Raw genomic sequence first — 25,744 nt, 5'->3', positions numbered from 1 at the left:
TTATTTCGGTGGTGTGTATCGGCTGAGCCAATCATCGAAACGCACGGCGCCGATGCGCGCGTTCTCGCCGGGCACCAGCGTTCGATCGTCGATTGCCACCTGGCCGTAGTAGAGCGCGCCGGGATCCGGGACGACTTTGCGCGGGTCGTTGGTGGCCTTCAGGAAGCGCTCGACAAGTTCGCTCATGCGAACGCGCTCCGGGCCGGCAATTTCGATCATGCCGTTCAACGGCGCGGCAAGCGCGACGTCCGCCATCGCATCGGCAACATTATCAGCCGCCATGGGTTGGAAGTAGGCCGGTGACATATGAATGGTATCTCCGACAGCGCCCGTGTTTGCGATGGCGGCGGTGAATTCGAAGAACTGCGTGGCGTGAACGATCGTGTAGGGAATTCCGGACTCCCTGATCAGCTTTTCCTGAAGCAACTTGCCGCGGAAATAGCCCATGCCCTGCAGCCGGTCGGTACCGACGACCGACAGCGCCACGTGATGACGGACACCGGCAGCCGTTTCGGCGGCAAAAAGATTACGCCCGGATGCCTCGAAGAACTCCAGGGCAGCCTTTTCCTCGAACGACGGCGAGTTCGCGAGGTCGACGACGACCTGCGCACCGGAAAGCGCGGCGGCCAGACCCTCTCCCGTAACGGTGTTGACGCCCGAATTCGGCGACGCCGCAAGCACGTCGTGTCCTTTGTTTCGCAGTCTCTCCACGGTCTTTGAACCGATCAGCCCGGTTCCGCCTATGACGACGATCTTCATGTCTAGTCTCCTGGTGTTGCGTGTCTATTTTCGTTGCTCGATCGGATGCTGGGCGTTTCCGGCCTGCTACTGACTGACCGATGCAGCAGCATCCTCGATGAGTGACGTGACCTCGTCGGGATGCGAGACCATGAGCGCGTGGGACGCGCCCTCGATGACGACGGTCTTTACCGCGTGCGCACGCTTGGCCATGAAACTCATGACGGCTGCCGGGATGTTCCGGTCATCTGAGCCGTAGATCATGTAGGACGGCAGCGTCTTCCATGAGGCGACGCCCGAGGCTTCAGCCAGAGCTGCCTGCGCAACAGGGCGTTGAGTGGCAGCCATCAGCAAGGTCTGCTCTTCCGGAACGTCGGCGGCGAACTGGGCGCGGAACTTGGCCGGCTGGATGAAGAGGTCTTGTCCGCCGTCCGGCAACGCGACTGGAGCAAGCGCGCTACCCAAGGTGCTGCCGGGAAACATGCTGGACAATGTAAGGCTCGATTCGCCGGTATCCGGCGCGAATCCCGCCACGTAGACCAAGGCCTTCACATTGGGATTGCCATTGGCGGCCTCGGTGATGACAGGCCCGCCGTAGGAATGCCCCACCAGCACGACCGGCCCGGAAACCGACCGGACGATGGCTGAGACTGCTTTCGCATCGCTGGCAACGCTGCGGAGCGGATTGGCTGCGGCTATCGCTACATAACCGTCTTTGCTGAGTTTCGTGATGACTGCGTCCCAACTCGACGATTCCGCGAAGGCGCCGTGCACCAGTACGATCGTCGGCTTGGGCTGAGAATTCGCGGCCTGCGCCATCCCGCCGCCCGACGCGGCAAGCGCCGCAGTGAGCGCCAGGACTCGAGTTATGTTTCGCATTTGCTTTCTCCCGTGTGGCCTGTGGTGACCAATGCTCAGGAGAATGCGCCGATGCGGCCCGCCAACCTATTGTGCGGAAGGGTCTGTCATACAATGCCAAGGTGCAGGGTAGGTCACCAGGGAGATCAGGTGCCTTGCAGCATGATTGAGGTATCTATGCCGAGTGTGCACTGTCGGCAGCCGTCTGAGCAGACACTGAGGGCGCGCGCGGCCGGAGAGTGTTTGCAAGACGCCGCTGCCGCCGTGGCGAGAACCTGGCGCGGTCGATCCGTTGAGCGCTGGTGAGCCGGCCGGATCGAACACGGCGGCAAAGCCTCCTCTCGTCAACGACATAGTTCCTGGCCTTCGGCCCGCATCGCCCAATGCCTTGGTATGGGTCAAACCGCCGGACCGTCTGATCGTGTCGCTGGGTCACGACATTTATATTTGTATGGGTGAATACCATCCAAGCTATTAATGGAGTTACTGAAATGAAAATGACAGTCCTTGCTGCCGTCGCGCTTGTTATTACAGCAGGAAGCGCCATTGCCGGAAGCGACCACTATGGATCAAACGGAGCCCAGCAGCCTGCGACTGCGTCTGACAACATGTATACATCCTCGATCAGAAAAATGAACAGCGATACCGGGGTGCCGAAAACCGTACGCAAGCCGACTGTTCCCAACGATGAATATGGCCAGGGCATCTGGGGTCACTGATCCCGACCTACAGAAAATTGAAGGACCGGGGCGAGACCTCGGTCCTTCAGCCCTATCGGCGAGCCGACTTCTCTCTTGCGCGTCGATCCCTGCAATGCGACTTGCCGCTTACAATTTGCACCACGTCGGCGAAACGTCTCGCCTCCGACCTATTTGGAGGGATTCGTGCGGCAGCTTCCCGGAAAATCGTCGTGAGGAAGACCGATTGCTCAGGCATTATTCGGCCGTCTATTGGCGCGACGACTTCGCAGTCGTGGCTCAGAGCACTGCCATCCCGCCGTCGACCCGCAGATTGATGCCCGTGACGAAACTGCTCGCGTCCGAGGCAAGGAACAGGGCGGCTTTTGCCAGCTCTTCCGGCTGCCCCATCCGGCCCAAGGGTATTGCCTCAGCCATCGCCTTTTCAAACAGCCCGCGCTGCTCAAACGGTATGCCTAGCTTATCGAGAATAGCCGTATCCACCGGACCTGGGCTAAGCACGTTGACCCGGATACCGCGAGACTTCAGTTCGATCGCCCAAGCGCGCGCAAAGGCATTTATGGCCGCCTTGGAGCCCGCGTAAACAGCATGACCGTCCAGAACCTTCTCGCTGGCCAGCGAGCCTGTGAGGATGATTGCGCCGCCGTTCCGCATGATCGGAATCAGCTTCTGGACGCCGAAGAAGACGCCTCGCGTGTTGACGGCAAATTGCGCATCATATTCTGCCTCGGAGACGTCGGCCGAGTGGGTGATGGTGTTTACGCCGGCGTTCGCCATATAGATGTCGAGCGCCCCGAACCTCTGGAGGATCTGCTGCGCCACCTCATCATGGTGCGCCACGTCGGCCACATTTCCCTGAATGCCCAGCGCGCCTGCCCCGATCTGCGCGACCGCTTCCTCGACCGCCTGCCGCCGGCGGCCGGTAATGACGACTTGCGCGCCCTCGGCGGCAAAGATTTTTGCAGCCGATAGTCCGATCCCGCTGTTTCCGCCGGTGACCACCGCGATCTTGCCTGAGAGTGCGCCCATGTCGTTCCTGCCTTCGAAAAATTGTGCCGGTGCTGCTGCGATAGTCGCAACCGCTGGCCAAGAAAATTTCACGCCGAATTGAGACCGCCAAAATGAGCGGCAATCGCAAACGGCTACCGATTGATAAACTCGCGGCGCTTAGCCAGTTTGACGTCTTGGAGAGCGCAGTGGCCTTCAAGGCAGAACAAGCGCGCGGCGGCGACCCCCGACAGCGCGACGTAGTGTCGAACACCGGCGATCGCCTCCGCGCTGCACAGGCGCGGTTGCCCGAATGGCAGCCGTGTCGCAGCACATGTTTCGCGCCTTTGCCAGCGCTCCAGCTCGATGGCGCAGTGGTTCGGTTCCACAATCCGGGACATGAGCCGGCAGAACCAGCATTCAGGCCACCGCTCGGCTATGCGAGCGCACAAGGTTTGACCTGGCGCGCCACCCGAAATGCGGTTCAGGGCGCGCGAAATATTGCCAAAGGTGGTCATCGGCGGCTCCAAGGAATTGCGGAAAACATGCGGTCGTGACTGAGGCTTGCTATCCTTTGATGAAGGCGAGCAGGTCAGCATTGACCTGATCCTGGTGCGTGGCCGTAATCCCGTGGGGTGCGCCGGGGTAATAGATATCCTTTGCGCCTTTGATCAGTCGGGCCGACTTGACTGCCGAGTCCTTGACGGGGACGATCTGGTCGTCCTTGCCATGCAGGACCAAGGTTGGCACATCGAACTTCTTGAGATCCTCGGTGAAGTCGGTCTCGGAGAACGCCTTGACGCTTTCGTACGCGTTCACGAGACCCGCCTGCATGCTCCAGAGCCAGAACTGATCCAGAATCCCCTGGGAAACCTTGGCGCCTGGCCTGTTCGCGCCGTAAAACAACGGTGCGAGGTCCCGGTAGTACTGCGAACGATCCTTGACGAGGCCAGCCCTTATGCCGTCGAATACCTCGATCGGCAGGCCTTCCGGATTGGCCGGCGTCTTCACCATGATCGGCGGAACAGCGGCGATAAGAACAGCCTTGGCCACCCGCTTCGTCCCGTGCCGTCCGATATAGCGAGCAACCTCGCCTCCTCCGGTGGAATGTCCGACCAGCGTGGCGTCCCGGAGATCCAGCGCCTCGATCACGGCTGCAAGATCGTCCGCATAGCCATTCATGTCGTTGCCGGACGTGGCCTGGCTCGATCGCCCATGGCCGCGCCGGTCATGCGCAACCACGCGGAAGCCGTTATGGGCAAGAAAGAGCATCTGGCTGTCCCAGGCGTCGGAATTCAGCGGCCATCCGTGCGAAAATGTGACGACAGGACCCTTACCCCAGTCCTTGTAGTAGATTTCGGTGCCGTCCTTGGTCGTGATGGTGCTCATCGTCTTGGTTCCTTTGGTTGAGGGGGAAGAGGGAAGGTTTTGTTTTCGGCTCGCGGCCGAAGCAGCGCGGGGCAGTCCGGCGGCAACGGTGGCGATCAGGCCGGCCAACAAGACATCGCGGCGAGATCTGCCGACGGAGAAAAGTCCGTCGTTGTTCATCATGTCCATCCATGTGCTTTGAACATCCTGCTCACCATCACGACCGTCGAATCGGCCCGTGCGGTCGCGGTCGGGGAGGAACGAGCGAGGAGCGGTAGAAACGCGACGGTCGTGATGGCTTGCGAGGAACAGGATGCACCGATCCGGGCCGCGAACCTATTCTACGGAAGCATCTGTCATACGATGCCAAGGTGCAGGGCAGGCACGCCGAGGATTGGGGACGGGCCGAGGCAAGCTCTTATAGACATACGTCAATTTAGGCTTGGGTAGCGGCGCGGGACCGACGCGGCATGGCCGGCGTCAGTTGCTGTGCATGAAATGTTGCGAGTTTGTCGGTCAGACCGGCGCCGCAAAAGAGCGCCGCTCAGAGGTAGCGATGTTGGCGCGGGCCTGGCCGCAAAACACCCAATAGGACCACCGATGTACATCAGGACCACCCGCAGCAGCAGGAGCGTGCCGACGGGCAGGAAGGCCTTCGCGCGCTGAAGAAGCAAATTTCCCACAGCCTGAAATGGCCGGGCGCGCTGGGCAATCCTATTGGATGGGGCATGGATCGGCTTGTGCCAATTCTAGACCTCGCGCATCGGCGCGGGCAGCGTTTCCCACGCCCGGATCAGTTCACCGATGGAAGCGGCTTCCATCTTGCGCATGACATTGCCGCGGTGAAGCTTGACGGTCACTTCACTGATGCCGAGGTCGAAGGCGACCTGCTTGTTGAGGCGCCCGCGCGCCACTTCACGCAGGACCTCGCGCTCGCGCGGCGTCAGCGTCTCGACGCGCTCGATGTTGCGCTTGACGATCACGGCATCCGCCCGCCGTTTGGCGTCCACCGCAATGCCCGCGATCACGGCGTCAAGCAGCGTCTGATCCCGCACCGGTTTCGTCAGAAAGTCCACGGCGCCGGCCTTCATCGCCTGGACAGTCATCGGGATGTCGCCATGCCCGGTCAGGAAGATGATTGGTTTGGGGTTGCCGTTTTTCGCAAGATGGTGCTGCAGATCGAGACCGCTCGTCCCTGGCATGCGCACGTCGAGGATCAAACAGCCGGGGCTCTCCAACACGTCGGCGTCAAGCAATTCACGGGTCGAGGTAAAGCACACCGGCAGAAAACCCGCCGACAGGATCAATTCAGACAGCGCCTCCCGAACAGAGGCATCATCATCGACAATAATGACCAGCGGCTGCTCGGCTTCAGCCCTCCGCTGCTGTGATGACGGCGTCGATCTCCGTAAGGGCAATTGGTCAACTCTCATGTTTAGCCTCCGTTTCTGGGTTGCGTAAGGCGTCGCCGATCGCCGCAAGCAGTGCCTGGCCATCGAACGGCTTGCGGAAAAGCCTGCCAATGCCCTTGGCGCGGTGCTGATCCACTATCTCGTGGCGGCCGGTGATCAGGAACACGGGCAGATCCGGACGCGCCTTCTTGACCAAGTCGCGAAGTTCAAAGCCGTCCATGCCGGGCATCCCGATGTCGGTGATAAGCATGTCCAATCCAGACAGGCCGCTGACCAGCAACGACCTCGCCGACGAGAAGCTGCGGGCCACATAGCCGGCGGACTCCAAGAGGTCCTCCAGCGACTCGAGCAGTCTTGGGTCATCGTCGACGATCGCCACGACAGGCCTCCGCTTGCTCACCCTCAGCTCCCCCCTGCCCGGCGCGAGTGCGTGATCGGTATTCCCAATCGCTCGGCGATGCGCACGAGGTCGGCGAGCGACGCCGCGACCATCTTCTGCATGACGTTCCTTCTATGAATTTCCAGCGTAACTTCGCTGATCCCCAGCTCAGCGGCCGCCTGCTTGTTGAGCAGGCCGCTGACCACCAGCGGCAGCACCTCACGTTCGCGCGGCGTCAGTTCGAGATAACGTTGCTTCAACACGCCCAGCTCGGCGCGCTCCGATCGCTGTGCCCGATCCTGGGCAATCGCTGCATGGATTGCGGCCATGAGGTCTGCATCGCTGAAGGGCTTAGTCAGGAAATCCACGGCGCCGTGCTTGATCGCACGCACGGAGGACGGGATATCGCCATGTCCTGTCAGGAAAACGATCGGCGGATGATCGCCCTCGGCAATCTGCCGCTGCAGATCGAGGCCGTTGATATCCGGCAACTCGATATCGAGGATGAGGCAGGCAGGGACGTCCGGCTTGTCAGCGCGGATATAATCGCCCGCCGATCCGAACGCTACGGCACGCATGCCGTGCGCAGCCAGCAGCTCACTGAGCGCCTCCCGGATGCGTTCATCGTCATCTACGATGAAGACAATTTGGCCGTCCGTCGTCATGACGCCGCTTTCGCTTCAATCGGCAACGTGAAGATAAACGTCGCTCCACGTGGTTCGTTCTTCTCGACCCATAAACGCCCGCTGTGCGACTCGATGATCGAACGGCAGATCGCCAGTCCCATGCCCATCCCTTGCTCTTTCGTGGTAAAGAACGGTTCGAATATCCGGTCGGGAAACTCGACGCCCCGGCCGTGATCGCTGACTTCGGTCTGGACAACATCCCCGATATGGCGCACGCGGATTTTGATAACTCCGTCGTCCGCACCAGAGTCCATCGCCTCCATGCCGTTGCGGATGAGATTGACCAGAACCTGCTGGATTTGGACGCGATCGAACGCGACTAGCGGAATGTCGCTTCCGATATCAACGCTGATGCGAACGCCCCGCCGCATCGCTTCCTCGGTCACGAGGTCGCGTGCCTCTGCGATGACACTGCTGAGCGTCGCATTGGTTCTCGTCTCGGTGGATTGCTTGAACAGCGCGCGAATGCGGCCGACGACGTCCGCCGCCGAATTCGCGTCCCGGATAATGCGCTCGGCCGTAATCTTCGCGCGTTCGACGTTCGGCGGTGCTGCGGACAGCCAACGGTGGCATGCATGGGAGTTGGCGACGATCGCAGCCAGCGGCTGATTCACCTCGTGGGCGATCGAAGCCGAAAGCTCGGCGAGACTTGCAGCCTGAGCCGCTTGCGCGAGTTTGTCGGACGCTTGTCGCAGCGCTTCCTGGGCGCGCACCTCTTCGTCGATGTCGAGGGAAACCCCGTACCATTGCACAACCGCCCCGTCCTCATCACGCCGCGGCTCCACCCTGCACTCCGCCCAGCGATAGCCATCTGTTTCGCGCCAGCGAAACCGCATCGCGGAACCGCCGCCTGTTTCGAAACAATTCAGCAACGTGCTCAGCACCTCGGGAGCATCTTCGGGATGAACCAGTTCTTGCAGCAATTCCTCGATGCGCGGCTCTCCGAGTGCTTCGAAATCAGCGATCACGGAGCGGAAATGGTCCTGGTACCGCTTGTTGAAGTAGACCGGCCCGCCGGTCGGCACCGCGCTCCAGATGCGGACCGGCACAGCGTCGATCATCTGCTGAAGCTGCAATTCGCTCCGCCGCAGGGCCTCTTCAGCTTGCATTTGATCGTCTATGTCGTGACAGAGGCCGTACCACTGGACGATGCGGCCAGTGTGATCGCGCATCGGCTCCGCCCGGCTCGACATCCAATGATAGACGCCATCGGCGCGGCGCAAGCGATACCTCATGGAGAAGCGCTCGCCGGTGGCGAGGCAGTGACTGAGCGTATCGCCGAATGCTGCTGCGTCGTCCGGATGGACGCCGGCCTTTATCATCGCCGCCAGCCGGCTGATGCCCGGTTTGTCCAAATCCGTTACGTCCAGGCCGAGAAAGTCGACCATGCGCTTGTTGAAAAAGGTCGGATCGCCATCGGGCCTCAGGCGCCAAACGTGGCTCGGAACCATGTCGACAAGCTGCGAGAGCTCCCGCTCCCGGTCGCCCAATGCCTCAAGGCTTTCACGCAAAGTGAGCACCGCCGCCTGATGCTGCCGGGATATGGCGGCCACGACGAGCGCCGAAAATGCCGAGATGGCCAGAAAAAGCTGCAGCATGATCTGGTTGTGCTTCTGGGACTCGGGATCGCCGGCAAATTGGCTGGCGCCGGATATCGTGAATACCGCCGTGATCAGAGCGAGAACGGTCAATGCTACGGCGGCGCCTCTGAACTCAAAGCGCACTGCGGCCCAAAGAAGAGGCGGCATGATGATGTAGGCGAAGGGCAGATAGCCGCTCAAGGAAAGGGCGGCGATACCAAGAAAGATCAGCCCCAGGACGCAAGCTTCCATCCACCGCGCTGCTGAGAGCTGCGCCTTGCCGCGCCAGTTCTGGAACACGACCAGCGCCAGTGGCGCTACGATCAGGACTCCCGTCGCGTCTCCGATCCACCACAGCGGCCAAGCCGTCGCAAAGGTTTGCGATTGTATGCCAAACCACGCAAGCGCCGCACTTCCCACCGTCGCGCTTGCAACTGGCGCAATTCCAGCGGCCAGTACGACGAATGCGAGAACGTCGCGCAAGGTTTCCAGCCGAACTGGGCGCTTGCAGGTCTGGTTCACGAGCCATGCGCCGGCCACCGCTTCAAGAGCGTTGCCGGCAAAGATCAGGAAGGCCGCGGGCAGCGGAGTGTGAAACCACAAGAAGTTGCTGAACAGTTCGGCCAGACAGGCCCCCAGCACCCACCACGGCCAGCTATACCTGGAGGCGAAGACAAGCGTAGCGATGAACAGTCCGCTCGGAGGCCAAATGGAAATCCCTGTTCCAGGTATGATTGCGAGCGACTGGGCGAAGCCGCAGCCCAGGACATAGACCGTAATAAAAAGCCCCAGATGCAAGAATTGGGGACGGTGCGACCAGACGCGCGATAACCTGCCTCTTTCAAGATCGCTGATCATGTTGCCGCGAATCAGGCCTGGTTCACTCGTCGCCAAAGATCGGCCACTTCCTTGCAATCCCGGTCCGGATCGGTCGAAGTCATGCTTTAACGCGCCCGTTGCGTTGGAATCGGTCTCGCCAAGTGAGTTGGGCGCTGTCGTCATCGGGTGCCCCTGACGGACAAACAAACTCTGGAGATTGTCGGCGCTTCGTATAGCACTTGCTCTTGGTAGCTGGATCTGGGCTGACGGACTCACACCGTCACCCTAATCCCGCCACGCCCCAACCGCACCTCATGGAAATCCATGCATTGCGCGGGGGCAGCGACGCCCTTCACCGAAAGGAGAATAAACCAAGCGTTTGCTGAGCGCCGCCGGATACGTTCAGCATCGTCCAAGATGAGGACGATTGTCGTCGTCCGGCATCATTGCACAGCTTTCGCTTCAACCGGGAGAGTGAAGATGAATGTCGCTCCATGCGGCACACTGTTCTCCGCCCATAGGCGTCCGCCGTGAGACTCGACGATCGAACGGGAGATCGCCAGCCCCATGCCCATCCCATTCCCTTTCGTCGTAAAGAACGGCTCGAATATCTTGTTAGGACGTTCGATACCCGGGCCGCGGTCGCTGACCTCGGTCTGGATCGTGTCCTCTATCCGGCGCACACGCAGCCCGAGAACCCTGTCCGTGGTGGAGTCCATCGCCTCCATGCCGTTGCGAATGAGGTTGACCAGGACCTGCTGGATCTGGACGCGATCGAAGGCGACGAGCGGAAGATTGCTTTCGACATCGATGTCCATGCGAACGCGACGCCGTATGGCTTCCTCGGCCATGAGGTCACGCGCTTCGGCAATAACGCTGGGGATCGGCGTGCTGGTTCTCATTTCAAGCGAAGGTCTGAACAAGGCACGGATGCGGCTGACGACATCCGCCGCCGAGTTGGCATCGCGGATGATGCGCTCGGCCGTGATTTTCGCGCGCTCGACGTTCGGGGGCACGGCGGACAGCCAACGGTGGCATGCGTTGGAGTTGGCGACGATGGCGGCCAACGGCTGGTTCACCTCATGAGCGATGGATGCGGAGAGTTCGGCAAGGCTCGCTGCCTGGCTCGCACGCGCAAGTCTCTCTTGTGCCAGTCGAAGCTCCTCTTGTGTTCGCACCTCATTTTCGATGTCGAGGCAGATAACGTTCCACTGCACGATGGCACCTTCAGCGTTGCGCATCGGCGCGGCGCGCGTCTCGACCCAGCGATATTCACCATCGAAGCGCCGCAGACGGTGCCGTCGCGCATACGGCTCGCCGGTGGACAAACAATGGGCATATCTCTCTTTGACACCTGTCAGGTCGTCGGGATGAACACCGGCGTCGAGTGTGCCAGCCAGCCGGGACTTTCCCGCTTCGTCCAATTCCTCAAGATTGTATCCGAGGAATTCGCGGAGCTGCTGGCTGCGATATATCGGTTCGCCATCCGGAGCGGCGCAATCGATCATTGCCGGCAGCGTTTCAACGAGCTGCCAGAGCGCACGTTCTCTCTCGCGCAGCGCCTCTTCGACGCGCAGCTGGTCGTCGATGTCGTGCGTAAGGCCGTACCATTGGACGATGCGTCCACCTTGGTCCCGCAGCGGCTCCGCGCGGCCCTCCATCCAGCGATAAACGCCGTCGGCACGCCGCAGGCGATACTTCATGAAGAAGCGCTCGCCGGTGGCGAAGCAGCTGTTGAGTGCTTCCCTCAGGCTGGCGGCATCGTCGGGATGGACGACGTTGGCAATGAAGGCCGCCAGCCGGCTCGTGTCCGGCTTTTCCGCGTCCGCTATGTCCAGGCCGAGAAAATCTATCAGGCGCCTGTTGAAAAAGGTCGGCTCGCCGTTCGAAGACAGCCGCCAGAGGTAGCTCGGAACCATGTTGACGAGCTGCGAGAGCTCTCGTTCGCGGTCGTGCAATGCGGCCTGCGTGGTCACCAGATCATGGATGTCGACGCTCACGCCGTACCACTGGAGGATGCTGCCATCTTCGTCGCGCAGCGGCTCGGCGCGAGTCTCGGTCCAGCGATAGCCGCCGTCGGCCCTCCGTTGGCGATATCTCTGAACGTAAGGCACGCCCGTTGCGAATGAATGGCGGATCGCCTGCCGTGCGGTGTCGATATCGTCTGGATGGATCACGCTCAGGGACGGCGAGCCGTCCGGGGCGGTGATGTCACCGAGCGTGGCCCCGGTTACGTCGGTGAACCGCTTGTTGACGTAGGATGGCCTTCCCTCCCGTGTCGTACTCCAGATCAAAGCGGGCACGGTGTCGATAAGCTGCTGAAGGCGCCGCTCACTTTTGCGCAACGCCGCCTGCGCGCGCACCTCATCGTCGATGTCGAGAGAAACCCCGTACCATTGCACGACCGTTCCGTTGTCATCGCGCCGCGGCTCCACCCTGCACTCAGCCCAGCGATAGGTGCCGTCTTTTTCGCGCCAGCGAAACCGCATCGCGGAGCCGCCGCCAGTTTCGAAACAATTCGATAACGTGCGCTGCACCTCGGGAGCATCTTCGGAATGAATAACCTCGTGCAGCAGCGTTTCGATGCCCGGCTCGCCGAGAGCATCAAAGTTCGCGATAACGGAGCGGAAATGGTCCTGGTATCGCTTGTTGAAGTAGACCGGCCCGCCGGTCGGCATCACGCTCCAGATGCGGACCGGCACGGCGTCGATCATGTGCTGCAATTGTCGCTCGCTTCGCCGCAACGCCTCTTCGGCGTGCATCTGATCGTCTATGTCGTGACAGAGGCCGTACCACTGGACGATGCGGCCGGCGTCATCGCGCATCGGCTCCGCCCGGCTCGACATCCAGCGATAGACGCCATCGACACGGCGCAGGCGATAGCGCATGGCGAAGCTCGCACCGGTAGCGAAGCAACCACGGAGTGCATCGCCGAATGCTGCTGCATCGTCCGGATGGACGCCGGCCTGTATCATCGCCGCCAGCCGGCTCATGCCCGGTCTGTCCATATCCGTTACGTCCAGGCCGAGAAAATCGACCATGCGCTTATTGAAGAAAATCGGCTCGCCGTCCGGATCGAGCCGCCAGATGTGACTCGGTACCATGTCCACGAGCTGCGAGAGCTCCCGCTCGCGGTCGCGCAATGCTGACTCCGCCCGCTTCTGGTCCTCAATGTCTATTGTCGTGCCGTACCATTGAATGATGCGGCCCTGACTATCGCGAAAAGGTCGTCCTGAGCTTCGAAACCAGCGATAGACGCCATCGGCGCGCCGCAGACGATGCTCGGTGTCATAGTGATCGCCGGTTTCGAGGCAATGCCGCCATCTGGCGGCGACACGATCATAATCGTCGGGATGGACGGCTCGACGCCAGCCGAACTCATCGTCGTCTTCGGAGGTGTTAAGATCCTCATGCGTGTTGCCGAGGAACGCCACGGTGTTTGAGCTCACAAAGGTGAATCGTCCGGCGGCATCGGCTGCCCACGCGTGGCCGGGCATACTCTCGATGATTTGCAGCGCGAGCGTTGCTTCGGGGTCGATTTCGCCAAGTGAGTCGGACGCTGCTGTCATTGGCTTCTCCTGTCGGACAAAGAAAGCCTGGGGACGGTCAGCGCTTTATATAGCACTTGTTTTCAATATCTGGACAGGCGAACTCACCGCCTAAATCTAGTCCCGCGATGCCCCGGCTGCATCTCATGGAAATCCATGCATTGCGCGGAGATATCGCCGCTGCGGCGGCCCGGCCGCTACGGCGCGCCTAACGATCGCCTCGGGCAAGAAGCGACGCGGATCGACGCGTCAACACCCACCACTGGGAAATACGAGCCGGACAGGTAAGACGCTCGGCTGCCTCTTCGTCGGCTGCAGAGTGAAACCGGAAAAACCTCTGCATTCGTCATCCCTGTCTCGTCCGGTTAACACGGCTCATGAGATAATCTGGAAGCCTCGCCCGACCAAAACATCTGTTCCAAAGTATAGGGCCTGGACGCGGTTTTAGTTCTGCGGAGCGGCTTGGCGGGCGAGCAATTGTTTGGCGACAATGAGACAGGGCGCAGCGACCGCGAACAGCAGGACGAGCGCGAAGAAAGCTTCGTCGAACGAGATAGTGGCGACCTGCTTCTCAAGCGCGCGCTGCAGCAGCGGCAGCGCGGCCTTGGTCGCCGCGGCGCTGTCGATACTATTCGCCAGAACGTTCGCAGTGGCTCTCAAGCGCTGGTCCACGGCTGGATCGCCATTGACGAGGTGGGACGTCAGTATCGTCCGGTTGTGGACATTCTGGTGATCAATATACGTTTGCAAGAGGGCTGTGCCGGTCAGACCGCCCGCCTGCTTGCCGAAGTTGAACAGCCCGATGCCGAACGGCAGCGCATCAGGGGCAAGGCCCTGCAGTGTAATCAGCGTCAGTGCCACGAACAGAAGGCCGAGGCCGAATCCCCGCAGCAGCAGAGCAAGGGTCAGGTCCGGTGATCCGCTACCGCTCGTCGAAGCGGACAGCAGCCACATGGCGCCTGCGAAGAGCAGAATGCCAAACGGAGCAAGCGTGATCGGGCGCATCCCGGTCTTTTGGATGAGGAAGCCGGACAACAAAAGTCCAAGCGCGAGCATGGCTCCGCTTGGCAGCAGAAGCACTCCCGCGCCCGTGGCGGTAAAATCGAGCACGTTGAGGGCAAAAGCCGGAATGAGATAGGCGCTGCCCGAAAGGGCAGAGCCGGCGACGATGCTGACGAGAAGGCCAAAGCGAAAGTCCGGATTGCCAAGGGGCGAGATGGCCAGCAGTGAGCCTTCTGAACGAAGGCGGGTCTTCCAGACGGCCAGGAGGCCGGCAGCCGTCACACCGGTTGCGGCAAGGAAGGTGATGTCGGTGTCGTCGAACCAGTTGAACCTGCTGCCTTGCAGCAGGACGTAGGTCAAAAGCGCGGCGCTGATGCCGAGCAACGATATCCCGACGGCAGGAAACCTGGTTTTCCGCCAAAAGGTCCGATCGCCGTCCGCCGCCAACAGGACAAGGGAGACGATGCCGAGCGGAATGATGCTCAGGAATATCCACTCCCAAGTCAGATGGTCGACAAGCCAGCCCTGCAGGGCCGGCGTGACGGTTGTCGGAGCCATGACGGCGCCTACGGCAAAAACCGCCTGAACGACCGGCTGATGCCGATGAGGGAAGCGAAAGAACAGCAGCGTCTGGCCGGCGACGAGAATTGTGCCGCCAGCCAGCCCCTGGACAATGCGGCAGATGCAAATCCAGGTGAGGTCCACCGACAACGTCAAGGCCGCGGATGCCAGCAGAAGGGCGACAACCCCCGCGCGCAGGCAGACGGTCGGCCTGGCTGCCGTTACAAGAAGCGGAGCGACAAGGAACGCCGTCAGCTTCGCCGCGATGAAAACCACGTCGACCATCGCCAGCTCGTCCGACGTTGCGTAGGTGTCGCCAAGCATGTCGATCCGGCCGATGGACAGTGCGGTGGATGCGACCGCGTCCATGAAGGCGGCCAGCACGACGCCGGTTGCTATCAAGGAAGCGCGCAGGGTACCGGGATGGCGCTGCACAGCCGCCGTTTCGGCGAGGTGCATCATTGCGCTGAGCGCCCGTTCGCGGTCCCGCCTGTCTGCATTTCCTGCGCTACTGCCGGAGCATCCCTGGTGCCGACGGTGATGACAACACGAGCCGAGAGTCCCGGAACCAGGCGGCCGGGCAACGGATTGCGCGTCATCCTGATCTTGACCGGCACGCGTTGGACGACGCGGATGAAGTTGCCGGTGGCATTGTCCGGCGGCAGCAGGCTGAAGGCTGCGCCGCTGCCAGGAGCGAAGCTGTCGACAAGGCCGTCGATTTGCAGATCTGGATATTCATCAACCATGACGCGGACCCGTTGGCCGATCTCAACCTGCTTCAGCTGCGTTTCCTTGAAGTTTGCGACGATCCAGACATCGTTAACCGGAACGATGTCCAGGGCTGCCGTCCCTGGGGTGACATAGCGGCCGACCCGGATCTGGCGATTGCCGACGATGCCGTCGACCGGGGCCCTCACGACGGTGTTGGCCAGGTCTAGCATTGCCAGGTCGAGCGCTGCCTGTGCCTGCGACAGGGCTGCCTGCGCGCCGGACAATTGTGCATCCAGGACGCCGAGCTTCAACTTCTGAGCCAACAGATTGGCCTCTGCGCCGTCCAGCGATGCCCTTGCCTTGTCATGGCCGGCCTGCGCATCCTGCAGCTTCTGATCGCTTGCGGTTCCGTTCTTCTGCAGCGTGACGTAGCGGCTTAAGTTGGCGCGGGCGAATTGCAGGTCGGCTGCGGCAGATTGCTTCTGCGCCTCGGCCTGCGCGATCAATGCGTCCTGCAGTTCACGGGTCGCCTTGATGTTGGCGATTTCCGCCTGCCGGGCGGCGACGTTGGCTTTCGCCTGCTCCGCCTTGGCCTTGTAGTCGCTGTCGTCGATGCGAAACAGGACAGCACCTTTTGACACATTGGCATTGTCGTCTATGTCGACTTCGACGACGTAACCGGCGAGCTTCGGAGCGATGCTGGTAATGTCTCCGCGGAGATAGGCGTTATCGGTCGTTTCCTCGAACCGGCCCCTTGTAAACCACTGCCAGCTCCAAATAGCTGCCATTGGCAGCACCATAAGGGCAACGAGGGCGATCGCGATCTTGCGGGGTTGGCTCATGATTGCCTCGACCCCAAGTCGACGCGCTCACTATCGAAGGAGATCTCCGCCTGCCGAAGAGCGAGCCGTTCGGCAAGGCTGCAAACCCACGGTGCGCAATAGAGTCTCACGAGAACGTCTCCGTCGAGCTGCGGCTCTGCAACAAGGCAGAACTGAAGAACGATCGCGGATTTCACGGCCTCGCCGCTATCATGCGGACGAACATCCCATTTGCCCTGATCGGTAGTTCGTACTGAACCTCAGCACAGGTCGTATTGTCAGTCGGCCGGATTCAGGCGCGCGAACGTGGCGGCGCGGATCTCCGTATTGCCGAAGACCGTCCACGAGAAAATCCACTTTGAAGTAAATTCCGGACATCCCGTGGCAGCAATGATCGCAGAGAGCGCCCTCTTGAAGAGTTTGGTTGTCTTAACGTTCACCTATTTTGTGTTTTGACAAGCGCGCAACACGCGTTCGCTGTGCAGCAGTTGCGACAGTTCATGAAACAACCCGCTATCTTGCCTCCGGCTAACGCGGTGCGACACGCAGCCCGGCGGCATCGAAGAGATGCATGCGCTCCGGCGGCAGAGCGAGGTGGATCGGCGGCCCTTGCGATTCAACGCCCTGCTGCTTGAGAACGGCGATAAGTTTGCTGTCGCCGGCAATGGTGGCGTGGACAACGGTTTCCGGTCCCAGCGCCTCGGCCAGCGTTATCCGCGCTTCCACCGATCCCTTGCTGCCATCCGAAAGTTGGATGTCGTGTGGTCGGATGCCAAGCGTCGCGTCGTCTCCCGGTTTCAGCGCGACCCCGTCGGCGGCGACCGAGGCCGACAGCCCGCCCGGACCTTCGACACGCACCTCGGCGCCGCTTGCCGAACGCACCTTCACCGGCAGCAGGTTCATCCGCGGCGCGCCGATGAAGCCGGCGACGAACAGGTTGGCCGGCGCGTTGTAGAGATCGAGCGGCCGGCCGACCTGTTCGATCCGCCCCGAGCGCATGACCACGATGCGGTCCGCCAGCGTCATCGCCTCGATCTGGTCATGGGTGACGTAGATCATCGTGGTTGCCAGCCGCCGGTGCAGGCCCGCCAGTTCAGCGCGCATGGTGATGCGCAGTTCGGCATCGAGGTTGGACAGCGGTTCGTCGAGTAGAAAGGCGGTCGGATTGCGCACCACCGCACGGCCGATCGCCACGCGCTGCTTCTGGCCGCCCGACAATTGACCGGGCCGGCGGTCTAGATAGGAAGCAATTTCCAGCATGCGCGTCGCTTCCGTGATCCGCGCGTCGATCTCGGCTTTCGGCATACGGATGTTTTCGAGCCCGAAGGCGAGGTTCTGGCGCACGCTCATGTGCGGGTAGAGCGCGTAAGACTGGAACACCATCGCCAGACCGCGCTGCGCGGCCGAAACGTTGGTGACGTCGACCCCGTCGATCTCAATCTTGCCGTCGGTCGGCCGATCGAGCCCGGCAATCAGCCGCAGCAGCGTGGACTTGCCGCAACCCGACGGGCCGACGAGGACTAGCATCTCGCCGTCCCCGACGTCGAGGTTGATGCCGTGCAAGATCTTCATCTTGCCGTAAGCGCGATCGATGTTGGTCAGCGTTATCCGTCCCATGACATCCTCACTTCAGTCCGGTGCCGGCAATGCCGGAAGTGATGTAACGCTGCAGGAAGACGAAGACGAGGACGACGGGGATCATCGTCACCACGGTCATCGCCAGGATGTAGTGCCACTGCACGTTTAGCTGGCCGGCATAGGTGTTGAGGCCGACCTGGAGTGTGTAGAGTTCCTTGCGCGACAGCACCACCAGCGGCCACAGAAAGTCGTTCCAGCGCCAGACGACCGAGAAGATCGCCAGCACGGCGAGCGCCGGTGCTGCAAGCGGCAATACGATGCGCCAGTAGATCTGCCATTCGGAAGCGTTGTCCATGCGCGCCGCATCGAGCAGCTCGTCCGGGATGGTCAGCATATATTGGCGCAGCAGGAAGACGCCGGTCGGCGTCGCCACGGTCGGCAAGATCACGCCCCACAGCGAATCGAGCAGTCCGACGGCGCCCACCACCGAATAGAGCGGCACCAGGATGACCGACAGCGGCACCATCAGCGTACCGACGATCACAAGCATCGTCAGATCGCGGCCGCGGAACTTGTATTTCGACAAGGCGAAGGCGGCCATCGAATTGGTGAGCAGCGTGATCAGCGTCGCCATTGCCGTCACAAAGACCGAATTGCGCAGATAGCGCAGGAAGTCGAAATGGACGAAGGGCTCGGTGTAGTTCTCCGTTGCGAAGCCGATTTCGCGCACCGGCTGCCGGTCGGCGATGTTGACCTTGACGATATCGTTCGGCGCCTGCGGGTCCACCATTTGCGCCATGATGCCGATGCGCCGCACCTCGGCCAGCACCTTGGTCGAACCATCCGGAAGCTTCACCCTGTAGAGGGCCAGCGGCTTATCGTAGCCTTCGACCCTCGCCTGTTGGCTGACATAAGGCATTATGGTCGGCGGGAACTCGGCGAGCTGTGCCGGTGTCTTGAATGACGAACCCACCAGCCAAACGGCCGGACCGAACATGATGACAACGCCGCCGAGCAGCCACAGCCAGCTCACGATATCCGTCCAGTGCCAGCCGCGACCGCCGCGCCGGCGGGTCAGGAATGTCATGACGCTGCTCATTCGCGGGCTCCTTTCCGCTCACCCCGGCGTCCGACCTGCAGCTGAACTAAGGTGAGCACGACCAGCACCAACCCCATCAAGATCGAAGCCGCCGAAGCCAGCCCCGGATTGCGCAGCAGGGAGGCGAAGCCGATCTCATAGATGTACTGCGTGATATAGAGGGTCGAGGTTCCCGGCCCTCCACCCGTCAGCACATAGACTTCGTCGAAGATCTGCACGGCGCGGATCAGCGTCAGCACGATGACGACAAGCAGGTTAGGCATCAGCAGCGGCAGCGTGATGCGCCAGAACACCCGCGCCGGCTTCGTGCCGTCCATCTCGGCCGCTTCGTAAAGGTCGCGCGGGATCGCCTGCAATCCGGCAAGCAGGATAAGCGTATAAAAGCCCATATGGGCCCAGACCGAAACGCTGACGGCGGCGGTGAAAGCCCAGAAGCGGTCGGTCAGCCAGTTGTGCGGCTCGCCGCCCAGATCATGGACGATCAGGTTCAGCAAGCCCTGGCGTTGCAGGATCCAGCGCCAGATCAGACCGGTGACGACGGGCGACAGCAGCACCGGAAAGAAGAACACCGCGCGCCAGAAGCTGCGCCCGACGATCTCACGGTTGAGGATCAGCGCTGTCGCCATCGACACGACCGTCATCAGCGCCACCTGCACGACGACGAACAGGCCGGTATTGTGCACGGCCTTCCAGAAGAGATCCTCGTGGCAAGTGGCAGTGTCCAGGTAGTTGCCGCAATCGAGCAGGCGCTGGTATTGCTCGAGCCCGACATAGGTTCGGTCCTGCAGGAAGTAGGCCGTTCCTGACGTGGCCGAATAGAAGAAGTTGATGATCATCGGCACCAGGACGAAAATGCCGAAGATCGCCATGTTTGGGGCCAGGAAGAACGCGGCCATGCCGCCGGTGCCCGTCGCGCGCTGCCAGAACTTCAGCGGCACGTTGACGATCGATGCCAGCCACACGACCGGCGCCGCGAGGGCGGCGCCAATCCATGCCTTCAGTGTCGCGGCGGCGGTCACTTCGCCTCGGCAACCTTGTCGGCGATATCCTGGTCGATCCTGCCCCAGGCATCGTCGAGGCTGAGCTCGCCGGCCATCACCTGGCTGACGCGCGTCACCAGCGCGGCGAAGTAAGCATTGGCCCACTTCCACGGCGGCAGCGCATCGGCCGCCGGCAGGGTTTCACCCGCCGCCTTGACGAATTTGTCGAGCGCCGGACCGACATTCTTGTCGGCCGAGACCCATTTCAGCCCGCCCTTGTCTACGACGCCCTTGTGCGCGGGCAGAAACAGCGTGCGCTCGCTGAACTCTTCCACCACGTCTTCACGGGCCAGATAATCCATGACCTTGGCGACATCCTTGGGATTCTTCGTGTATTTGATGGCGACCAGCGCCGCGCCGCCTTTCACGCCCGAACAGCCTGTAGTACCGCAGGGCGAGCCGGTTGCCACCCAGTCGAAACTGTCGCCGATCTTGGTCGACAGATTGGCGACCTGCCAGCTGCCCGAATAGTAGAACGGGATCTGGGCGTTGATGAAGTCGTCGGCGGCCGCGCGGTAGGTCGAGCCTGCCGCCGACACCCAGGTATCCTTCAGCATCAGGCCCTTGGCGGTCCAGTCGACGAGCTTGCCGACGAACGCCTTGGTGCCGTCGTCCACTTTGGCCGGCATGCCATTGGGGCCGATATAGTTCGCTCCGAAGGAGACATTCGGACCCGAAATGCGGTGGCCGGAACGGTCGATGGCGAAGGCAGCCGGAAGCTGTTGGCTCTTCGCCACCTCGGCGGCGGCGTTGATCCAGTCGTCCCAGGTCGCCTTGTCGCCGGGCAGCGGCACGCCGGCCTGTTCGAACAACGTCTTGTTGGCGAAGCCGCCGGTGAGCGTGAGCTGGGTCATGAAACCCGGGATGGCGTTGGAGCCGTCGGGGCGCATCCAGTCCAGCGTGTCAGCGAAATTGTCCTCCCAATATTTCGGATCGGCCACCAGTGGCCTGAGATCGAGCCAGTGCTGGGCAAGCTCCTTGATGTTCGTGACGCGGGCGATGTCCGGGCCCTGGCCGGCTTCGAGCTGGATGGGCAGCTGCTCCTGGATCACCTTGTAGGCGACGTTGTCGAGCGTGACGTGGATGTCGGGATTGTCCTTCATGAAGCGGTTCAGAATGTCCTGAATGACATCGCCTTCGACACCGTCCGAATACCACATGATGCGCACGTCGCCGGCAAACGCGCTGGTCGATGCGAGCAGACTGACCGATAGCGCGGCCAGCAAAGTGCGGGACTTATTCATGCTTTCGTCTCCTCCTTTAGCGGGGCGGCGCCCCGATAGTTCAAGCCGCTACGCCCTCTCCTCTTGAGCGTCGCAGCCGATTCCTCCCTACTCTCTGTGCTTCATGCGCATCGCCTCACCGCGCACGGTCCAGTTGGCCGGATCGAGTGTACGTCCCTCGGCCACGATCCTTGCGTCGGCGAGGAAATGCACCGTGCCGTACTCCGGATCCTCGACGATCAACTCGCCGTCGGGACCCGACCGCACCGACAGGCCGGCAAAGGCGCCCGCCCAGGCGTCGAGCGCCGGCAGATTGGCATCCCTGTCACCGAGGCGAACGATCCATGTCGTCCTGCGTCCCGCCGCCCGCAACTCGTTGCCGGCCGTCGGGCCGGCCTCTACCTGCGTGAGCGGAACATCCGTCTTCAGCATGACGAAGGCGTCGCCGGATTGCGCGAACGCCCGATCGCCACCCACTCGCACGGCATCGAAGGCACGTGCGGGGAACCAGGCGTGCGTGAAGTCGGGCTGTTCATCCGAGCAGGAGAAGCTGACGATGGCGAGGTCGCGGTATTGGTGAAGCCGGGGCAACGTGCCTGAGCCACCCCAATATGATGGTCTGCCATATCCCGACTGCAGCACTTCGCCGGGGTGGTTGATCCAGATCTGCGCATCCGGATTCTTGCCCAGCCGGGCGTGAATGACGGTCTCCTGATAACCCCATTGATTCCAGCGATAGCCAGCGGCGCTGCCCATCGCATGGCCGCGCGTCTTGTAGTGGTAGAGCCGCGCGAAGCGGTCTTGTCCCTGCGCGAAAGTCCATTCCCACGCCGTATCGTCGGTGAGGGAAGCAATTGCTGCCAACCCGTCCGGAACGCTCAAATCGTGATCCCGCAGGCACAATGCCAGCTGCGGCAGCGCGTGAAAGCGCATGCCGTAATTGCCCTTGCCCCAAAGCATGCGGCAGATGCCGGACAATTCCAGGGAACGCGCGGCGCGCAGCGTGTGCTCGTAGGAGCGGCCCTGCGCCCCGGTGAGGATGCCGCGATGCGCCGAGCGGGCGACGATTTCAAGCAGGCGTATGACTGCGTTGCCGGCACGTTCGGCGATGTCCTTGTCCGGGGCCAGCGCGTAGAGCGCGCACAGGCCCTTGAGGTCGATCGGAAAATAGGGCGCCGAGTTGAACTCGGCCATCTCCCATGCCTCGAAATGATCGAGCCAGGCGCGTACCCGCGCGGCTCCCACCGCGGACTGTTCGCGGCCAAGGCGGCCCGACCGCACGAACCGCACATCAGGCAACAGGCTCCCAGCAATATAGGCGGCGGTGTGGAAGAGCAGCGCGTGGTTCTCGGAGAAGTACCACTGCACATCATTGCCGGGCTCGTCCATCCAGTAGCGATAGCCGAGGATGGCGTTGTCGATGCGCGCGCGCAGGCTCACTTCCAGCCGATCGCCATAGGCCTTGCGGCACCACAGCAGCGGCACCAGGATGAAGTCGGCGCAATCGTGACAATCCTCGATCGCCGGCAGCGTGCCGGAGATCATGGCGTCGGTCTCGGCGCCCTGCTGCCCGATCGCCAGGCGCGCCAGCGCGCGCACCGTATCGGCCTCGGCGTGATCGGCGACCTCGCGCAAAGCCTCATCTATACGCGCGGTAAGCGTTTCCGGCGCATCGCCCTGACGGTGCGCGTGGCATATCTCGACGCCGAAGACACGCGATACGGCATGGTCTGCGACCCTCAGCGACACCTTGAAATGGCGAAAGTCGGCCGGCAGCTGCTCGGTATCGGCGATCGGCAGCCGCGTCTGGCCCGTTGGCAGATCGAAGGCGAAGCGCACCGGCGTCTCGATCGACATGAAATCGCCTTCGATCTCGATCTCGACTTGCGCGTCGCGCGGCAGGGCCACGCCGGTGACGAGCGCCACCTCGCCGCCGTCATAGGCGGGACGGTCGAAATGCATGTCGTCGAGGGCTGCTTCCATCGCATCGGCAACGCCGCTCTCGACTTCGATCGGCAGTGCGACCGAAGCAGCCGGACCGGATAGATAATCGAGCTGGAAATAGTAGCGGGCGTCGCGCTCGGCGAGATCGTCGAACCATATGCGAATGTCGTTGCGGCCGACCCTCAGCACGATCTTGAAGTGCTCGGCACTTTCCAGATTGCGGCCGTAGGGCGCCATCCAGCCGGCTTCCTCGCCATTGGCGAAGAGTATGGCGCCGCCGCATGTACGCAGCCGTACCATCACCTCGCCACTCGAGGCCGCCTCGATGGTGGTCTCGGCCCAGGTCCCAAGCACCGTCGGCCGGAACCAGAAGCCCGACAGGTCGATGCGTGGCGAGGCGAAGGGCAACCAGATGCGCTCAGCGCCGAATTCGGCGCTGACCTGTGGTCGCTTGCCGCGTCGTTCCGCTGCGAACTGCGTGCGGCACGGATATTCATGGGGAATGAAATTCTTGTGCTTGGTAAGGAAGAAGAAGGGATCCATCTCGCCTTGCATGGGCTGGTCGGCCACGTCGTAGCGTTGCTCGGCGATAGACCCGAGCCGCCAATAGACGATTGGCTGCCCCGCCACGAGCGGCCGGCGCAGCGTAAAGTCCGTCCGAACGCTTTGCGCGGCCTCGCTCATCGCAAATCCTTCACGGGTACTGGATCGACATCGGTGTAGGCCTGGTTCTCGCCGGTCATGCCCCAGACGAAAGCATAGGGGCCGGTGCCGGCACCCATATGGATAGACCAGGCGGGCGACAGGACAACGTCACCGTCCGCAACCATCAGGTGGCGCGTCTTGTCAGGCCGGCCCATCAGATGGACCACACGGTCGGCCTCGGCGAGGTCGAAGTAGCAATAAGCTTCCATGCGCCGCTCATGCAGATGCGGCGGCATGGTATTCCACACACTGCCCGGCGCGAGGTCGGTGATCCCCATCAGCAAGAGGCAGGACGGGGCCACTTCGGGATGGATGTACATGCGCAGCGTGCGCCTGTTCGCGCGAGCCTCCTCGCCGAGCACAAGCGGCTTGGCTTCGCTGTTGACGATGAGACGGTGCGCAATAGCGGCGCCGGCCGGCACCGAGTTCATATAGAAGCGTGCCGGCCTCTCCGGATCGTCGCTCTCCAGCGTCACCTCGCGCGCTCCGCGTCCGATATAGACGATGTCGCGGTTAGCCACGGGAAAGCGCCTGCCGTCCACCGCGACGGCGCCATTGCCGCCGAGATTGGCGATGCCCATCTCGCGCGCGTCAAAGAAGAGCGGCGTGCCGACTTCGGCCCCGTTGCCGAATGTCAGCGGGTTGGCCAGCGGCACCGCGCCACCGACGATCATGCGGTCGACATGGGTGTAGACGAATTCGATCGCGCCGGGCCGGAACAAGCCGTCGACCAGGAACTCGGCCCTCAGCCGGTCCGTGTCCATGCCGGCAATATCGCCCGGCGACACGCCATAGAGCGTCCGCATCATGCCGCCTCCACCTTCGACTGCAGATGCCGGGTCCCTTCGGTCAAGCACAAAATGGCCAGCGCCTGTCCGTAGCCCGTCGGATGGATGGGTATATCGCGATAGAACTGCAGGTCGGCGCCCATGCGTGTGCCATAAGACACGTTCGCCACCACACCTTTGTCATCGATGTTGGCCACCACGGCTTCCAAGGCGCGGAGGCCGGCGGCACGGCACTCTGTCGAGCCGATTCCGAGCCGCGCGGCCTTCATCAACCCGTAGCCGAAGCCGGCCGTGGCGGAAATCTCCTCGTAAGACGTCGGGTCGTCGAGCAGAGTGTGCCATGCGCCCGAACCTGCCTGCACCTCGAGCAGGGCGTTGATCTGCGTCTCCAGCACGCCGAGCAGATAGGCCCGGACCGAGGGTGCAATTTCGGCGAACTCCACCAGTTCGAGGATACCGACGGTAATCCAGGCATTGCCTCTCGCCCAACGCGCACGGGCGAAATTGTGCCGTCCCGCGAACGTCCAGCCGTGAAACCACAGCCCTGATGCCGGGTCGGCGAGATAACGGGCGTGGACCAGGAATTGCCTTTCTGCTTCCTCGACGAAGCGACGCTGACCGGCAGCCTGGCCGTAGGATGCGAGGAACAGCGCCACCATGAACAGCGTGTCGTCCCACAATTCGTCGTCGTTGACCCGGTCCGAAACATCATGCTGGAAACCGCCTTCGGGCGTCCGTGGCAAGGCGGTGACTACCTGCTCGGCCCATTCGCGCAGGACCGGCTCGAAGCGCGGCTGGCGCCGGCGCCGCCACAATTCGCTTAGCGCCAGCAGAGGCGCCGTGGTGTTGACGTTCATCGCAGGGAGACCGGCAGCGATGCGTCGGTCGTACCAGGCCTCGATCGTCTGCAGCAGCCGATCGTCGCCGGTCTGCGCCCACAGCCGAACCAGCCCGTAGAGCCCGACGCCCTGCGGCCATTCCCAGCTGTCGAAGCTGACATAGTCGCCCGGCGTGCCGTCGAGATTCGGCTCATGGAACCGCCCGTCATGACGCAAGCCGGTCATGCCGGCCACGAGGCTGGCAAGCACGGAATTCAGGCGTTCGGCCGACAGCGGCATCACTCCTCCCGTTTCTCCCGCTTCATCGGAACTGTTTCACAGCCATTTTTCTTGCGCAATCTGAAAATTTTTTGCATTAAT

At 62.1% G+C, this 25,744-nt stretch carries 20 protein-coding genes; 1 reads left to right on the top strand and 19 read right to left on the bottom strand.

The genetic code is table 11. From position 1 onward, the window contains the following. Together NKI01_RS17260 and NKI01_RS17255 are read right to left on the bottom strand one after the other, a co-directional pair. Nucleotides 1-759: an SDR family oxidoreductase gene (locus NKI01_RS17260; protein ID WP_352483840.1), complete on the bottom strand. Its 759-nt coding sequence runs from the start codon at nucleotides 757-759 to the stop codon at nucleotides 1-3. A 66-nt stretch (nucleotides 760-825) separates the two neighbouring features. Then, nucleotides 826-1,617 (bottom strand): alpha/beta fold hydrolase, encoded by a 792-nt coding sequence (locus NKI01_RS17255; protein WP_023716991.1) that lies wholly within the window; start codon nucleotides 1,615-1,617, stop codon nucleotides 826-828. Between the two features lie 470 nt (nucleotides 1,618-2,087). On the opposite strand from NKI01_RS17255, the gene NKI01_RS17250 reads away from it, so the two are divergent. Then, complete coding sequence (locus NKI01_RS17250; RefSeq protein ID WP_352483839.1) at nucleotides 2,088-2,315, top strand: DUF680 domain-containing protein; 228 nt, start codon at nucleotides 2,088-2,090, stop codon at nucleotides 2,313-2,315. A 258-nt stretch (nucleotides 2,316-2,573) separates the two neighbouring features. Here the strand turns inward: NKI01_RS17250 and NKI01_RS17245 are convergent, their stop codons facing one another. The 17 genes from NKI01_RS17245 to bglB form a co-directional block, all read right to left on the bottom strand. Further along, complete coding sequence (locus NKI01_RS17245; RefSeq protein WP_352589056.1) at nucleotides 2,574-3,323, bottom strand: glucose 1-dehydrogenase; 750 nt, start codon at nucleotides 3,321-3,323, stop codon at nucleotides 2,574-2,576. A 113-nt stretch (nucleotides 3,324-3,436) separates the two neighbouring features. Beyond that, nucleotides 3,437-3,799 carry a hypothetical protein gene (locus NKI01_RS17240; protein ID WP_352483837.1) on the bottom strand — a complete coding sequence of 121 codons (363 nt, stop codon included), beginning with the start codon at nucleotides 3,797-3,799 and terminating at the stop codon, nucleotides 3,437-3,439. Nucleotides 3,800-3,848: 49 nt separating this feature from the next. Continuing rightward, nucleotides 3,849-4,829 carry an alpha/beta fold hydrolase gene (locus NKI01_RS17235; RefSeq protein WP_502899440.1) on the bottom strand — a complete coding sequence of 327 codons (981 nt, stop codon included), beginning with the start codon at nucleotides 4,827-4,829 and terminating at the stop codon, nucleotides 3,849-3,851. 569 nt (nucleotides 4,830-5,398) lie between these two features. Beyond that, the gene (locus NKI01_RS17230) at nucleotides 5,399-6,082 is read right to left on the bottom strand and encodes a response regulator transcription factor (RefSeq protein ID WP_352483882.1); all 684 of its coding nucleotides are present in this window, start codon (nucleotides 6,080-6,082) and stop codon (nucleotides 5,399-5,401) included. Beyond that, nucleotides 6,072-6,461: a response regulator gene (locus NKI01_RS17225; protein ID WP_352483835.1), complete on the bottom strand. Its 390-nt coding sequence runs from the start codon at nucleotides 6,459-6,461 to the stop codon at nucleotides 6,072-6,074. Before NKI01_RS17225 ends, NKI01_RS17230 begins: the two co-directional genes overlap by 11 nt. 2 nt (nucleotides 6,462-6,463) lie before the next feature. Then, complete coding sequence (locus NKI01_RS17220) at nucleotides 6,464-7,105, bottom strand: response regulator transcription factor (RefSeq protein WP_023716982.1); 642 nt, start codon at nucleotides 7,103-7,105, stop codon at nucleotides 6,464-6,466. After that, nucleotides 7,102-9,564: a sensor histidine kinase gene (locus NKI01_RS17215; RefSeq protein ID WP_352483881.1), complete on the bottom strand. Its 2,463-nt coding sequence runs from the start codon at nucleotides 9,562-9,564 to the stop codon at nucleotides 7,102-7,104. Before NKI01_RS17215 ends, NKI01_RS17220 begins: the two co-directional genes overlap by 4 nt. A gap of 404 nt (nucleotides 9,565-9,968) precedes the next feature. After that, the gene (locus NKI01_RS17210; RefSeq protein WP_352963986.1) at nucleotides 9,969-13,094 is read right to left on the bottom strand and encodes a PAS domain-containing protein; all 3,126 of its coding nucleotides are present in this window, start codon (nucleotides 13,092-13,094) and stop codon (nucleotides 9,969-9,971) included. Between the two features lie 423 nt (nucleotides 13,095-13,517). Then, entirely contained in the window at nucleotides 13,518-15,098 is a 1,581-nt protein-coding gene (locus NKI01_RS17205; protein ID WP_352483675.1) for an MFS transporter, read from the bottom strand. Next, on the bottom strand, nucleotides 15,095-16,189 hold the full coding sequence (locus NKI01_RS17200; protein ID WP_352483676.1) for an HlyD family secretion protein: 1,095 nt from the start codon (nucleotides 16,187-16,189) through the stop codon (nucleotides 15,095-15,097). The genes NKI01_RS17205 and NKI01_RS17200 overlap by 4 nt, the downstream gene beginning before the upstream one ends. 507 nt (nucleotides 16,190-16,696) lie before the next feature. Continuing rightward, nucleotides 16,697-17,785: an ABC transporter ATP-binding protein gene (locus NKI01_RS17195; RefSeq protein WP_352483677.1), complete on the bottom strand. Its 1,089-nt coding sequence runs from the start codon at nucleotides 17,783-17,785 to the stop codon at nucleotides 16,697-16,699. Nucleotides 17,786-17,792: 7 nt separating this feature from the next. Next, complete coding sequence (locus NKI01_RS17190) at nucleotides 17,793-18,845, bottom strand: carbohydrate ABC transporter permease (protein WP_023716976.1); 1,053 nt, start codon at nucleotides 18,843-18,845, stop codon at nucleotides 17,793-17,795. After that, nucleotides 18,842-19,864, bottom strand: coding sequence for a carbohydrate ABC transporter permease (locus NKI01_RS17185; RefSeq protein ID WP_023716975.1), 1,023 nt, complete (start codon nucleotides 19,862-19,864; stop codon nucleotides 18,842-18,844). The genes NKI01_RS17190 and NKI01_RS17185 overlap by 4 nt, the downstream gene beginning before the upstream one ends. Continuing rightward, a complete protein-coding gene (locus tag NKI01_RS17180; protein ID WP_352494366.1) occupies nucleotides 19,861-21,129 on the bottom strand; it encodes an ABC transporter substrate-binding protein in 1,269 nt (422 codons plus the stop codon). The genes NKI01_RS17185 and NKI01_RS17180 overlap by 4 nt, the downstream gene beginning before the upstream one ends. Before the next feature lie 87 nt (nucleotides 21,130-21,216). Next, complete coding sequence (locus tag NKI01_RS17175; RefSeq protein ID WP_352788339.1) at nucleotides 21,217-23,736, bottom strand: hypothetical protein; 2,520 nt, start codon at nucleotides 23,734-23,736, stop codon at nucleotides 21,217-21,219. Beyond that, complete coding sequence (gene kduI / locus NKI01_RS17170; RefSeq protein ID WP_051409560.1) at nucleotides 23,733-24,566, bottom strand: 5-dehydro-4-deoxy-D-glucuronate isomerase; 834 nt, start codon at nucleotides 24,564-24,566, stop codon at nucleotides 23,733-23,735. The genes NKI01_RS17175 and kduI overlap by 4 nt, the downstream gene beginning before the upstream one ends. Continuing rightward, nucleotides 24,563-25,663 carry a beta-galactosidase BglB gene (bglB, locus tag NKI01_RS17165; protein ID WP_352494368.1) on the bottom strand — a complete coding sequence of 367 codons (1,101 nt, stop codon included), beginning with the start codon at nucleotides 25,661-25,663 and terminating at the stop codon, nucleotides 24,563-24,565. The genes kduI and bglB overlap by 4 nt, the downstream gene beginning before the upstream one ends. Nucleotides 25,664-25,744: the final 81 nt, after the last annotated feature.

Source organism: Mesorhizobium sp. M0815 (genome assembly GCF_040319995.1).
Taxonomy (GTDB): domain Bacteria; phylum Pseudomonadota; class Alphaproteobacteria; order Rhizobiales; family Rhizobiaceae; genus Mesorhizobium.
Note: the sequence above shows the minus strand (reverse complement) of the source record. Positions and strands in the feature narration are given on the sequence as shown.

Excerpts from the sequence above, each read along its gene's own strand:
- NKI01_RS17260 (WP_352483840.1), bottom strand. The coding sequence starts at position 759 with ATGAAGATCGTCGTCATAGGCGGAACCGGGCTGATCGGTTCAAAGACC.
- NKI01_RS17255 (WP_023716991.1), bottom strand. The coding sequence starts at position 1,617 with ATGCGAAACATAACTCGAGTCCTGGCGCTCACTGCGGCGCTTGCCGCG.
- NKI01_RS17250 (WP_352483839.1), top strand. The coding sequence starts at position 2,088 with ATGAAAATGACAGTCCTTGCTGCCGTCGCGCTTGTTATTACAGCAGGA.
- NKI01_RS17245 (WP_352589056.1), bottom strand. The coding sequence starts at position 3,323 with ATGGGCGCACTCTCAGGCAAGATCGCGGTGGTCACCGGCGGAAACAGC.
- NKI01_RS17240 (WP_352483837.1), bottom strand. The coding sequence starts at position 3,799 with ATGACCACCTTTGGCAATATTTCGCGCGCCCTGAACCGCATTTCGGGT.
- NKI01_RS17235 (WP_502899440.1), bottom strand. The coding sequence starts at position 4,829 with ATGAACAACGACGGACTTTTCTCCGTCGGCAGATCTCGCCGCGATGTC.
- NKI01_RS17230 (WP_352483882.1), bottom strand. The coding sequence starts at position 6,082 with ATGAGAGTTGACCAATTGCCCTTACGGAGATCGACGCCGTCATCACAG.
- NKI01_RS17220 (WP_023716982.1), bottom strand. The coding sequence starts at position 7,105 with ATGACGACGGACGGCCAAATTGTCTTCATCGTAGATGACGATGAACGC.
- NKI01_RS17215 (WP_352483881.1), bottom strand. The coding sequence starts at position 9,564 with ATGATCAGCGATCTTGAAAGAGGCAGGTTATCGCGCGTCTGGTCGCAC.
- NKI01_RS17210 (WP_352963986.1), bottom strand. The coding sequence starts at position 13,094 with ATGACAGCAGCGTCCGACTCACTTGGCGAAATCGACCCCGAAGCAACG.
- NKI01_RS17205 (WP_352483675.1), bottom strand. The coding sequence starts at position 15,098 with ATGATGCACCTCGCCGAAACGGCGGCTGTGCAGCGCCATCCCGGTACC.
- NKI01_RS17200 (WP_352483676.1), bottom strand. The coding sequence starts at position 16,189 with ATGAGCCAACCCCGCAAGATCGCGATCGCCCTCGTTGCCCTTATGGTG.
- NKI01_RS17195 (WP_352483677.1), bottom strand. The coding sequence starts at position 17,785 with ATGGGACGGATAACGCTGACCAACATCGATCGCGCTTACGGCAAGATG.
- NKI01_RS17190 (WP_023716976.1), bottom strand. The coding sequence starts at position 18,845 with ATGAGCAGCGTCATGACATTCCTGACCCGCCGGCGCGGCGGTCGCGGC.
- NKI01_RS17180 (WP_352494366.1), bottom strand. The coding sequence starts at position 21,129 with ATGAATAAGTCCCGCACTTTGCTGGCCGCGCTATCGGTCAGTCTGCTC.
- NKI01_RS17175 (WP_352788339.1), bottom strand. The coding sequence starts at position 23,736 with ATGAGCGAGGCCGCGCAAAGCGTTCGGACGGACTTTACGCTGCGCCGG.
- kduI (WP_051409560.1), bottom strand. The coding sequence starts at position 24,566 with ATGATGCGGACGCTCTATGGCGTGTCGCCGGGCGATATTGCCGGCATG.
- bglB (WP_352494368.1), bottom strand. The coding sequence starts at position 25,663 with ATGCCGCTGTCGGCCGAACGCCTGAATTCCGTGCTTGCCAGCCTCGTG.